Annotated in this window: 13 protein-coding genes; 8 read left to right on the forward strand and 5 right to left on the reverse strand. The window is 49.0% G+C overall.

The window, feature by feature from the left end; genetic code table 11:
- Positions 1-18: 18 nt before the first annotated feature.
- From HC229_RS04060 to HC229_RS04070, 3 genes are read left to right on the forward strand one after another with little or no spacing between them, the layout of a single operon-like run.
- On the forward strand, positions 19-717 hold the full coding sequence (locus tag HC229_RS04060; RefSeq protein ID WP_191019185.1) for a CoA transferase subunit A: 699 nt from the start codon (positions 19-21) through the stop codon (positions 715-717).
- Positions 717-1,379 carry a hypothetical protein gene (locus HC229_RS04065; protein ID WP_191019186.1) on the forward strand — a complete coding sequence of 221 codons (663 nt, stop codon included), beginning with the start codon at positions 717-719 and terminating at the stop codon, positions 1,377-1,379. The genes HC229_RS04060 and HC229_RS04065 overlap by 1 nt, the downstream gene beginning before the upstream one ends.
- 1 nt (position 1,380) lies before the next feature.
- Positions 1,381-2,037, forward strand: a complete 657-nt coding sequence (locus tag HC229_RS04070; protein ID WP_191019187.1) for a 3-oxoacid CoA-transferase subunit B — start codon at positions 1,381-1,383, stop codon at positions 2,035-2,037.
- Positions 2,038-2,083: 46 nt separating this feature from the next.
- Here the strand turns inward: HC229_RS04070 and HC229_RS04075 are convergent, their stop codons facing one another.
- A complete protein-coding gene (locus tag HC229_RS04075; RefSeq protein WP_191019188.1) occupies positions 2,084-2,830 on the reverse strand; it encodes an NUDIX hydrolase in 747 nt (248 codons plus the stop codon).
- Between the two features lie 201 nt (positions 2,831-3,031).
- Here HC229_RS04075 and HC229_RS04080 point away from each other — a divergent pair, with 201 nt between their 5' ends.
- Positions 3,032-4,198 (forward strand): esterase, encoded by a 1,167-nt coding sequence (locus HC229_RS04080; RefSeq protein WP_191019189.1) that lies wholly within the window; start codon positions 3,032-3,034, stop codon positions 4,196-4,198.
- A gap of 9 nt (positions 4,199-4,207) precedes the next feature.
- Positions 4,208-5,344 (forward strand): acyltransferase family protein, encoded by a 1,137-nt coding sequence (locus HC229_RS04085; RefSeq protein WP_332871627.1) that lies wholly within the window; start codon positions 4,208-4,210, stop codon positions 5,342-5,344.
- 220 nt (positions 5,345-5,564) lie between these two features.
- Here HC229_RS04085 and HC229_RS04090 read toward each other — a convergent pair whose 3' ends face one another.
- A complete protein-coding gene (locus HC229_RS04090; protein WP_191019190.1) occupies positions 5,565-7,004 on the reverse strand; it encodes a nucleoside recognition domain-containing protein in 1,440 nt (479 codons plus the stop codon).
- A gap of 129 nt (positions 7,005-7,133) precedes the next feature.
- Positions 7,134-7,364 (reverse strand): hypothetical protein, encoded by a 231-nt coding sequence (locus tag HC229_RS04095; RefSeq protein WP_191019191.1) that lies wholly within the window; start codon positions 7,362-7,364, stop codon positions 7,134-7,136.
- A gap of 56 nt (positions 7,365-7,420) precedes the next feature.
- Here HC229_RS04095 and HC229_RS04100 point away from each other — a divergent pair, with 56 nt between their 5' ends.
- From HC229_RS04100 to HC229_RS04110, 3 genes are read left to right on the forward strand one after another with little or no spacing between them, the layout of a single operon-like run.
- The gene (locus HC229_RS04100; RefSeq protein WP_191019192.1) at positions 7,421-7,651 is read left to right on the forward strand and encodes a FeoA family protein; all 231 of its coding nucleotides are present in this window, start codon (positions 7,421-7,423) and stop codon (positions 7,649-7,651) included.
- Complete coding sequence (gene feoB / locus HC229_RS04105; protein ID WP_191019193.1) at positions 7,652-9,754, forward strand: ferrous iron transport protein B; 2,103 nt, start codon at positions 7,652-7,654, stop codon at positions 9,752-9,754.
- Positions 9,751-9,873: a FeoB-associated Cys-rich membrane protein gene (locus HC229_RS04110; protein WP_191019194.1), complete on the forward strand. Its 123-nt coding sequence runs from the start codon at positions 9,751-9,753 to the stop codon at positions 9,871-9,873. The genes feoB and HC229_RS04110 overlap by 4 nt, the downstream gene beginning before the upstream one ends.
- 175 nt (positions 9,874-10,048) lie before the next feature.
- Here the strand turns inward: HC229_RS04110 and HC229_RS04115 are convergent, their stop codons facing one another.
- Together HC229_RS04115 and HC229_RS04120 are read right to left on the reverse strand one after the other, a co-directional pair.
- Complete coding sequence (locus HC229_RS04115) at positions 10,049-10,861, reverse strand: hypothetical protein (protein WP_191019195.1); 813 nt, start codon at positions 10,859-10,861, stop codon at positions 10,049-10,051.
- A 25-nt stretch (positions 10,862-10,886) separates the two neighbouring features.
- Positions 10,887-11,540: a metal-dependent transcriptional regulator gene (locus HC229_RS04120; protein WP_191019196.1), complete on the reverse strand. Its 654-nt coding sequence runs from the start codon at positions 11,538-11,540 to the stop codon at positions 10,887-10,889.
- Positions 11,541-11,581: the final 41 nt, after the last annotated feature.

The raw sequence follows: 11,581 nt of genomic DNA on the forward strand, positions 1-11,581 counted from the left end.
TTCCCAACTACAACAGATATGATCAATAAAAAAGTCCATTCGGTACAGGAAGCCCTTGACGGGATTGAGGATGGAATGACCGTAATGCTCGGAGGTTTCGGTTTGTGCGGAATCCCTGAAAATTCCATAGCGGAACTCGTCCGCAAAGGCACGACCAACCTGACGTGCATTTCCAACAACGCCGGTGTCGACGATTTCGGCCTCGGATTGCTGCTACAAAAAAAGCAAATCAAGAAAATGATTTCGTCCTATGTGGGCGAAAATGCGGAATTCGAGCGTCAGATGTTATCCGGCGAGCTCGAAGTCGAACTTACGCCACAAGGTACGCTTGCCGAGAAATGCCGCGCTGCCCAAGCCGGAATCCCTGCTTTTTTTACACCGGCCGGCTATGGAACCGAAGTAGCCGAAGGCAAGGAAGCACGCGACTTCAACGGAAAAATGCACATTTTGGAACACGCCTTCAACGCTGAGTTTTCGATAGTAAAAGCCTGGAAAGGAGACGAAGCCGGGAATCTCATTTTCAAAGGAACCGCCCGCAACTTCAATGCGCCAATGGCTGGAGCCGCCAAAATCACGATTGCCGAAGTCGAGGAATTGTTACCTGTCGGGAGCTTGGATCCGAACGAAATCCACATCCCGGGAATTTTGGTGCAACGCATTTTCAAAGGCGAAAAATTCGAGAAAAGGATTGAACAGCGAACCGTAAGAAAAAACTGATGCTACGTAAACTACTGCTTTTTTCAATCGTTTTTATCGCAACCGTTGGCAACGCACAGAATGATTCAATAAAATCGACTGCACTTCATCTGGTTGGCGATTATCCGCAAGGCGTCTATATGACCTTCGAAGATTTCCTCGCAAAAAAAGTTAGTCCGCTGCCAAAGTTGGAACGACGTTTCGTGCCACGCGACTTGAGGGTGCATCGCGATTCTCTCGTAAACCACGTATTTTTTTACAATGTTCCGGCCTTCAACAAATATTCTGATGCTGCCGTGATTTGCGAAAATGGACAGCTTTACGTCCGCCAACGAGACATCGAGAAGTTGACGCAGGAAGGCGATCGTCGTTATGGGGCAGAAAATCCGCGTACTTATCACCGCGTGATCAGCGACGGAAAATTCCTTTATTTTGAAGGCCCGTTTTCCAATATGTGGAAGAAGGCCGTTTCTGCCGGTTTGGGAAACAGCTCCGGTGTCGCGAACGCTATGATGGAAACCCGTGGCTTGGTTTATAATTTTGAAACCAAAGAGTTCGACATTTTTAAAGACTGTGATGATTTTAAGAAGTTCCTCAAAGAACACAAGATAAGCGAATCCGTCAATTGTAGCCAATTTGGCGTGCTCGAGACGAGAAGGGTTATCACTAAACACAACAAATAGCATGCTCGGTAAAGAAGAAATAGCGAAACGCATCGCAAAAGAAGTAAAGGACCGTTATTATGTCAACCTTGGTATCGGAATCCCGACGTTGGTGGCGAATTACGTCCGCGAAGACATTTCGGTTGAATTCCAGTCTGAAAACGGCGTGCTCGGAATGGGCCCGTTCCCGTTTGAGGGAGAGGAAGATGCCGACGTGATCAACGCTGGAAAGCAAACGATCACGACATTAGCCGGAGCCAGTTTCTTCGATTCGGCATTTAGCTTTGGTATGATCAGAAGCCAGAAAGTCGATTTGACGATATTGGGCGCCATGGAAGTTTCTGAAAACGGCGATATCGCGAACTGGAAAATCCCGGGCAAAATGGTTAAAGGAATGGGCGGCGCTATGGATCTGGTGGCTTCAGCCGAAAACATCATCGTGGCCATGATGCACGTCAACAAAGCAGGCGAATCGAAAATCCTCAAGCGTTGCACATTGCCGCTAACGGGCGTCGGATGCGTCAAAAAAGTCGTAACCGAACTCGCCGTTCTTGAAGTGACGCCAAATGGTTTTAAATTGCTCGAAAGAGCGCCGGGCGTGACGGTAGACGAGATCGTAAAAGCGACCGAGGCCGATTTGATCATCGAGGGCGACATCCCGGAAATGGTCATCAATTAAATGTTAAGCGGAGCAAGTTCTCCGCTTTTTTAATGGCTTTCAAAGGTCACCATTCCGACTGCAACCCATTTCTTAGCGCATCCTTGTATTTTTCCGGCTCGAACCGATATAGATCAGGCGCTTTGTGTGCTCCCCCTTTGCGGGATTCGTTGAGCTTTTCAAGAATGCCGAAACGCAGCATTTTGCGATAAAAGTTGCCGCGGTTCAGTTTTTTTCCGAGAATGATTTCGTACAGTTTCTGAAGTTCAGGCATAGTGAATTTAGCCGGCAACAAACGCAATCCGATAGGTTTGTAGTTAAGTTGTTTGCGCAACGCGGACAGCGCCTTGTCGAGAATCAGGCGGTGATCCATCATAAACTCCGGCAGGTTGCCCACGTCGAGCCATTCGCAGGCATCAGAAAATTCATCGGTAACGAGCGTGACGTCCGAGAAATCGACCAACGCGTAATATCCTACCGAAACATAGCGCTGCTTGTGCCAGAGATCGTCATCATATCCGTCGAAAAAGCCTTCTGACCGATTCAAATCACCGAACACGCGAAACTGCTGCAAATAAATGTTGGCAGCCCCGGTGCGTTCCTGAAGTATGCGGCTCGCGGCCTGGTCCATCGATTCCTCTTTTCGGATATAACCTCCGGGCAATCCCCAAAGCGGCTGGTCTTTGAGTTTCACCGCCAAAACTTTGAGACTGGCATCCTGGAACCCGAAAACCACGCAGTCAATCGAAAGGTGAGGGAGATAAATCCCGTAATTTTCCTTCGATTTTTCCGCAAGCATTTTTTTGAGTTCCATGGGTTAGTTCCGTTCGTTTCCGAATGTGTTTTACGATGGGTCAAGATACTGTTTTTTCAAAAAAGGCACGTTAGCCCAACCGTATAATATCGTGTGGTTCAGGCTCCGGACGCGTCGTTTGGCGCAATTCTCCGCTTTCGTCAAAAATCAATGCTTCTGACGGAAGCTTTTTGCTACATTAGAGATTTAATTACAACCAATATGAAAATCCTGAATCTTGTGTTTTTGCTGATGGCGAGTGTCGTGTTCGCACAGGAAAATCTTACGTTCGATCAACATCGGGAAATCGTCTCACCAGAAATCCACGGTGACAATTCGGTCACGTTCAGATTGCTTGCTCCCGATGCGAAAGAAGTCCGGATCGAATCTGATTTTTTGGCCGGTAACGGCTTCGGTAAAGGTGGCGCCGATCTCAAAAAAGGCAGCGATGGCGTCTGGAGTTACACTTCTGCTAAACTGGCATCCGAACTTTACAGCTATCACTTCGTCGTGGACGGCTTGCAATCGCTCGATCCCAACAATGCTTACCTGATTCGCGATGTGGCGACGATCGTCAACATTTTCCTTATCGGAAACGGGAAAGCCGACACCTATAAAACTCAGGATGTTCCTCACGGCACTGTCGCACGTCGCTGGTACGATTCCCCTACGTTGAAAGCCAACCGACGCATGACGGTTTACACGCCTCCCGGTTATGAAACGTCAAAGGAATCCTATCCCACACTGTATCTGCTTCACGGAGCCGGCGGAGATGAGGAAGCCTGGATCGCCCTTGGACGCACGTCTCAAATTCTCGACAACCTGATCGCGCAACAAAAGGCAAAGCCGATGATTGTTGTCATGACGAACGGAAACGCCGGGCAAACTGCCGCTCCCGGAGAATCGTCAACGCCGATGACCAAACCGATTTTCCTGCAACCGGACATGTTTTCCGGCAACACAGAAAAAGCCTACCCTGATGTCGTAAAGTTCATCGAATCGAATTACCGTGTCAAAAAAGACAAAGCCAGCCGCGCGATCGCCGGGCTTTCGATGGGCGGCATGCACTCGCTGGTGATTTCAGCCAATAATCCCGGTATGTTCGACTATGTCGGCGTTTTCTCGTCGGCACAATTGCAGCCGAAAGACGCAAAAGCAGAAGCCTACGCGAATTTTGACCAAAAGCTCAAAACCCAGAAGGACAAAGGCTTTAAGTTGTATTGGATCGCGATCGGGAAAGACGACTTCCTGTTCAGGCAATCGAATGAATTCCGTGCGAAACTGGACGCGATCGGTTTGAAATATACCTACAAAGAAACGGAAGGCGGTCACAGCTGGTCGAACTGGCGCGATTACCTGACGGAGTTCGCACCTAAATTATTCCGATAACACGCAAACGTGACACATCCAAATTTTACGCAAGACACTGCTTCACTAAGCCCAGCCAAGCCGCATTTTCCCATTCTCGACGGGCTGCGCGGCGTCGCGGCCGTAATGGTCGTGATTTTCCACTTGTTCGAATCTCACGCGACGAGCCACCAGGACCAGATCGTCAATCACGGTTATCTTGCCGTCGATTTCTTTTTTCTGCTTTCTGGATTTGTGATCGGCTATGCGTATGACGACCGCTGGGGCAAAATGACCGTCAGGGATTTCATCAAACGCCGGTTGATACGGTTACAGCCGATGGTCGTGATGGGCATGCTCATCGGTGGGATTCTGTTCTATTTCCAAGCTTCGGAATTGTGGCCGAACATAGCGCAAACACCGGTCTGGAAGATGGTTTTGGTGATGGTAATCGGAATGACGTTGATTCCGCTGCCGCTGTCGATGGACATTCGCGGCTGGACCGAAATGCATCCGCTCAACGGTCCGGGCTGGTCGCTGTTTTACGAGTATATCGCCAATATTTTATACGCTGTCGGCGTGCGTAAATTCTCAAATACCGCGTTGGCACTCTTGGTTTTGGTAACCGGAACCGGGCTTGCGCATTACGTAGTCACAAGTCCCGGAGGCGACATCGTGGGCGGATGGGCGCTCACAGCCGACCAAATCTACATCGGATTCACAAGGATGTTGTTTCCGTTTTTCGCCGGACTGTTGCTGTTCCGCCTTGGGAAGCTTGGCCGCATTAAAAACGCCTTCGTTTGGTGCAGTTTGTCAATCATCGCAATCCTAGCTCTTCCAAGAATCGGAGGAAGCGAAAATCTTTGGCAAAATGGTTTGTACGAAGCGATTTGCATCATCATCTTTTTTCCGCTTATCGTGTACTGGGGCGCGAGCGGAGAAATAAAATCGCAAATCGGGAAACGCATTTGCAAATTTACCGGCGCTATTTCGTATCCGCTTTACATTACGCATTATCCGTTGGTGTACTGCTATATGGCGTGGGTTTCCAAAACCAAAGCGACGCTTTCTCAAGGCGCGCCCTATATGGTATTGACGTTCGTCATTGCGGTAATTTTGGCGTTTGCCTGTCTGAAATGCTACGACGAACCGACCCGGAAATGGCTGCGTGCAAAATTCCAGAAATGATTTGGGCGCCGCCGCGACGGGCGAAAATCAGGTAACACGGATTATTTGTGAAGTCGCGGCCGGGCTTTCGGCTTTATCTTTTGGAAACCTCAAAGGTTTTGACCCGAGCCGAAAACAACCAATATAGGGCGAAATAAACCTTTGAGGTTTCCAAAAGGATGCCGCCTCAATCCCTGGCGCTAACTCCAAAGACGCCACCTATCGATACTATACTACTTGGTCAAAAGAACCAACTCGCCACGAAAATCGCCGCGATAACGCAAATCAGATCGACAAGCAACATCGCGCCTAACGTGTAACGTGTATTCTTGATTTTCACCGATCCGAAATACACCGCGATCACATAAAAAGTCGTTTCGGCGCTGCACTGGAAGATACAAACCAATCTTCCCGTAAACGAATCAGGGCCGGCCTGTCGCATCGCATCGATCATGAAGCCACGCGAGCCGCCCGATGAAAACGGTCGCAAAAGCGCCACGGGCAACGCATCGGTGATTTGCTTGGTCACACCAATGTTCGAGAAGAAAATCGCGATCCAATTCGAAATGATCTCAAAAAGTCCGGAATTTCTGAACAGCGAAATCGCCACAAGCATGCCCAAAACATACGGAAATATTGTAATGCCGGTCTTGAGCCCGTTGTTGGCCCCGTTTACGAACGAATCGAAAATGGTAGTGTCGAGCGCGACGAACTTTTTCTCGTTGACAAAAGCGAAAACCAGCGTCACGCCAATGATTCCGATAAGCATGATGCCGGAAAGGTTGGAAGTGAACACATTTTTGCCAATCAAATCAAGGCTGTTCACATAAAACAAAAGCCCGACTATCGCGGCGATTATCGTCATCAAAGCCGTAATCAACGACACGCTTTTGAAGTTGATGCGCTGCCTGATCCCGATGATCAAAAAGGCCGCAAGCGTGCCAATGAAAGACGTAATAATGCACGGCAACATAACATCTGCCGGATTCGTGGCGTTCTCTGCCGCACGATACCCGATGATCGACGTCGGAATTAGCGTCAGGCCGGCCGCGTGCAAGCACATGAACATGATTTGGGCATCGCTGGCCTTGTCTTTTTCCGGATTGATTTCCTGCAGACTTTCCATGGCTTTGAGCCCAAATGGCGTCGCGGCAGAATCAAGGCCGAGGAAATTTGCAGCAAAATTCAACGTCATATACGAAATCGACGGGTGGTTTTTGGGAACCGTCGGGAAGACTTTTACGAATACCGGGCTGAGTTTTCGCGCCAATTTTTCTGCCGCTCCGGAATCGATGAGCAATTGCATGAGGCCACAAAAAAACGCGAGATAGGCGATAAGCGGAATAATGAGGTCGAGCACCGTGCTTTTGCAGGTTGGCAGCAAACCATCTGACTTTTGGACACCGCTGTAAATCTTGACCGTTTGGTTTTTGTAAGCGTACGTCGTGTCGAGATCCGTCGTGTCGCGGTCGATGGTAAAGGCTTTGTCGTCTGATTTTTGGATGCTGTCGCGAATGAACGCCGGCACTTCATTGAGGTACTTTTCCCCGATTTGGATCGGGTCGTCTTTTTTGCCGTTGATGATGTAATCAAGACCGTAATTCTGGCCCAATACCAAACTGACAAGGATAAAAACGATGGACGATATGAAAATGGTGAGCCAGAACCTGCTTAAAACCATGTCGATTAGATGATGAGATAATTAGAAAATGTGACAATTAGCGACCCGAGGCGCAGCCGAACTGGCCGAAGGCAATGACGCGATTAGCGAATGGAACAATTAGCTGCGGCCATTCTCTATCGGGCTAATTTAGTGAATTGTCGCGACAGATCGCCGATTGGTTTTTCGGGTTCCGGAGCCTAGCCCCGATGCGAGCGGACAGCCTTTTGAAAAAACCTGCTTTTTTTGCGCGGCGATGACGGCGACCAGAGAAGCCGGAAGCGCCGCCTTGCAAAAATAGGTGGGTTTAAAAAAGCGGGCAGCGGGCAGCGGGAAAATGCTTCTTAAAAATACGATAATGTTGGCCGTTACCGCCGTCAAAACGGGTCGGTTTGGAATCTTTGTCGTACTTTTGCGCAGATTCAATCTAAATAAGCTTGCAAACAACCGTCGACCGCCTCAAGAAAGGCGACAGGGCCACCATTACTGGGATAGACGCCGATGCGCTTCCGCTCAAGCTGCTCGAAATGGGCTGCCTGCCGGGCAACAGCGTCGAACTCCTACAGATCGCACCGCTCGGAGATCCTATGTATCTCGACATAAATGGTGCGCGGCTGGCGATTCGCAAGGAAACCGCAAAGCACATCTCGGTTGAGGTGACGTCGTAAATGAGCAACGAAAATATCAATGTAGCGCTTATCGGAAACCCGAATGTGGGAAAAACCTCCGTATTCAATGCGCTCACGGGACTCAATCAGCAAGTTGGGAATTATCCGGGCATCACGGTCGAGAAAAAAGTAGGATTTTGCAAACTTCCGAACCACGCGAAAGCGAACATTCTCGATTTGCCGGGGACGTACAGTCTCAACGCAAGTTCGATGGACGAAAATGTAGTAATCGAACTCCTGCTCAACAAAAACGACAAATTGTTCCCAGACGTGGCCGTTGTCGTAACCGATGTCGAAAACCTCAAGCGCAACCTGCTGCTTTTCACCCAGATCAAAGACCTCGAGATTCCAGTGATCCTTGCCATCAACATGGCCGATCGCATGGCCTACAAAGGCATCTCGCTCGATATTTCCCATCTCGAAGAACAACTCAACACGAAAATTGCGCTGATCAGTACGCGTAAAAAGCAAGGCATAGAGGAACTGAAACAGCTCATCATGTCCTATAAAAATCTTTCGACGGAACCTTGCCTCAATGCTTCGTCCATGGATCCCGACTATTTCGGCGGGTTGCGAAAGACTTTCCCGAACGAGCTCGTTTATAAATTGTGGCTCGTGATTACCCAGGACGTGAATTTCCGCGGCATTGAGAAAAAGGAAATCCTGTCTGAGCACAGAAAGTCAGATTCCGAGCTCAAGCGCATGCAGCAAAAGGAAACGATAAAGCGTTACCAATTCATAAACGACGTGCTCAAGGTCGGGCAAACGATCGACAAGGAATCGGCTCGTGATTTTGGGACGAAACTCGATCGCATTCTGACGCATAAAGTTTGGGGCTATGCGATTTTCTTTGGTATACTGTTTTTGATTTTCCAAAGTATTTTCAGTTGGTCGGAGGTGCCGATGGATCTCATCGATTCGGCTTTCGGATGGATGTCCACGGCCGTTCAGGAACACATGCCGCCGGGCGTGCTCACCGATTTGATTTCACAGGGCATCATTCCCGGAATAGGCGGGATCGTGATATTCATTCCCCAAATCGCATTCCTGTTCCTTTTCATTTCGGTACTCGAAGAAAGCGGTTATATGAGCCGCGTCGTGTTTTTGATGGACAAGATCATGAAGCGTTTCGGCCTTAGCGGAAAGAGCGTCGTGCCTTTGATTTCGGGCGTCGCCTGCGCCATTCCCGCGATTATGGCCACGCGCAATATCGAAAATTGGAAAGAACGCCTGATCACGATTTTGGTCACGCCGTTCACGACCTGCTCGGCCCGCTTGCCGGTTTATACAATCATCATTTCGCTTGTGATTCCGGATGAGCGCGTGCTCGGATTCCTCAACATACGCGGACTTATGCTCATGGCCTTGTATGCCGCCGGATTCCTGATGGCGATTTTTGCCGCTTACATCTTCAACAAGATTCTCAAGGTCACGTCCAAAACGTATTTTGTCGTCGAAATGCCGAATTACAAATTGCCATTGTTGCGCAACGTCGGGATCAATGTTGTGGAGAAAACCAAGGCGTTCGTCGTCGGAGCCGGAAAGATCATCCTAGCGATTTCGATCGTGTTGTGGTTTCTCGCGTCTTACGGGCCGGGAGACGACTTCAACAACGCCGATAAAATCGTGACGGCTCAAATTTCAAAGTCGGATGCAGCCGTTTCACAACAGGAACTCGATGGCCATATCGCGTCTTACAAACTCGAAAATTCCTATCTCGGAATTGCCGGGAAAGTCATAGAACCCGTGATAAAACCTTTGGGTTACGATTGGAAAATCGGGATTGCGGTGTTGAGTTCTTTCGCCGCGCGCGAAGTTTTTGTGGGGACGTTGGCCACGATTTATTCGGTGGGCGAAACCGACGAACAAGACCCGATACGCGAAAAAATGGCCGCTGAAAGACGTCCTGACGGCTCCAAACTTTTCGATCTCCCCACCGGCATATCGCTTTTGCTGTTCTACGCCTTTGCCATGCAATGCGCCAGTACGCTGGCTATCGTGAAAAAGGAAACGAATTCCTGGAAATGGCCTGCGATACAGTTCGCGATCATGAGCGCCGTCGCCTACCTCGCCGCACTAACCGCTTACCAGTTTTTGCAATGATACAGGAACTCATCGCATTCGGGATTTTGGGTGTCGCCTTGTTGTATTTGGGGCGAAAGTTCTTTTACAAGAAAAAGAAAAATAACGACAATTGCGGCACAGACTGCGGTTGCGGATGATAATTTGGGCGTGCCGGCGGCCGTCGAAAACTCGTGCCCGAACAATTTAACGCCAAGCCGCCGTCAGGCTGACCCGCTGCTATCTTACATAAAAAAAGCCCGGAAAACCCGGGCTCTTTTTATGCAAGGATATCCGCTCGCATCCTTCACGCGAACGGTTTGGAAGATCTTGCTGTTACAATTTCGAAACCGTGGCAGTAGTCGAAGATGTAGAAGTGCTTTTCATATCCATTTTCATCCCGGAAACTTCGATCGTCATATCCATGGTCATCGTTGCGCCGTTTTTCTTGATGTATTTGTCGGCAATAGAAACCTCTACTTTACCTGTTCCTGTTCCGGTAGCCGTCGCTTTGATGTCGGTAGCGTCGTTTTTGTCCATTGTAAGCGTTTGAGCGCTGTCAAAAAACCCTATCCCGTTCTCGACTTTGGTCAATTTGTAAGTTGACTTTATCGTGGCGCTCAATGTTCCCATTTGCCCAAGTGGGATTTGCAAAGGCGTCGTATCTTCGAAAGAATCGCCAATTGCCAACGCTTTTTTAGGGAAGTTGATTTGCTTGAGACCGCTTTCGAGCATAGTGTTGAGCATTGTTTTGATCTCGTCCGTGACGTTATCGCCCTTCACGGATTCCATGACGAACTTTCCTGAACCGTCGAACTTCCCGACGACGGTCATGCCGCTCGCAGGGCTTTTTTGTTCCATTGGCTGGCCGTTATAGGTTTGTTTTACGGTCACATCCCCGTATTTCAGTTCTACGGGAACGCTTCCGTCCGCAGCGGCCTTGGCAGTAGTCATGACAAACGGACCTTTTGTTTCCTGTAGGATCGTCATCGGGCCCTGGGTCGGGACGTCCATGTTGATGTTGTTGAGTGACACGGTTTCAAGCGTGTATTTTTTCAAAGGCTCAATCTTGATCTCAAACTGAGTTGCTTTTTGAGCCGATACAAGGCTCGTCGCCAAGAATGCGACCAAAGCGATGGTTTTTTTCATATTGCTGATGTTTATGCGGGGCAAGTTACGTTTTTCGTACGAACAAATTCCCTGCAATTTTATTCGAGATGGTAAGTTCGGTCATATTGGTTTTGATGCGCAGCGATTGATCGAAACTTTCTTTAGAAAGCACTTCGATTCTCGTACCAAGCGATATGTTCTGTTTGTCGAGATATTGTAAAAATTCCGAAGACGTGTCTTTCACGCCAACACAAACACCGGCTTGTCCCTGCTCGAGTTCAGAAAGCAACTGCTTGTCCACCTTTACGATGCGTCCCTTGGAATCGGGAATCGGGTCGCCGTGCGGATCTTCGGTCGGATTCCCTAGAAAATCGTCCAATCTGTCGATAAGCTGTTCCGATTGTATGTGCTCGAGCTGTTCGGCGATATCGTGTACTTCATCCCAGTTGAAATCGAGCTTTTCGACGAGGAAGACTTCCCAAAGCCGGTGTTTGCGAACGATCATCTTGGCGGCCAGCAAACCGCTTTCAGTAAGGGAAACACCTTGATATTTTTTGTAGCTCACGAGTTTTTTCTCGGCCAGTTTCTTGAGCATGTCCGTCACCGAGGATGCTTTCGTATCCATTTTCTCGGCGATGGCGTTCGTGCTCACGCCGCTGTCCGAAACACTTGTGAGATGGTAGATGGTTTTGAGGTAATTTTCTTCAGAAAAAGTCATAATAGTCTTAAAGCATGATATCGTTTCGAAACGGACTCAAT

Source organism: Flavobacterium selenitireducens (genome assembly GCF_014748335.1).
In the GTDB taxonomy this organism is placed as follows: Bacteria; Bacteroidota; Bacteroidia; order Flavobacteriales; family Flavobacteriaceae; genus Flavobacterium; species Flavobacterium selenitireducens.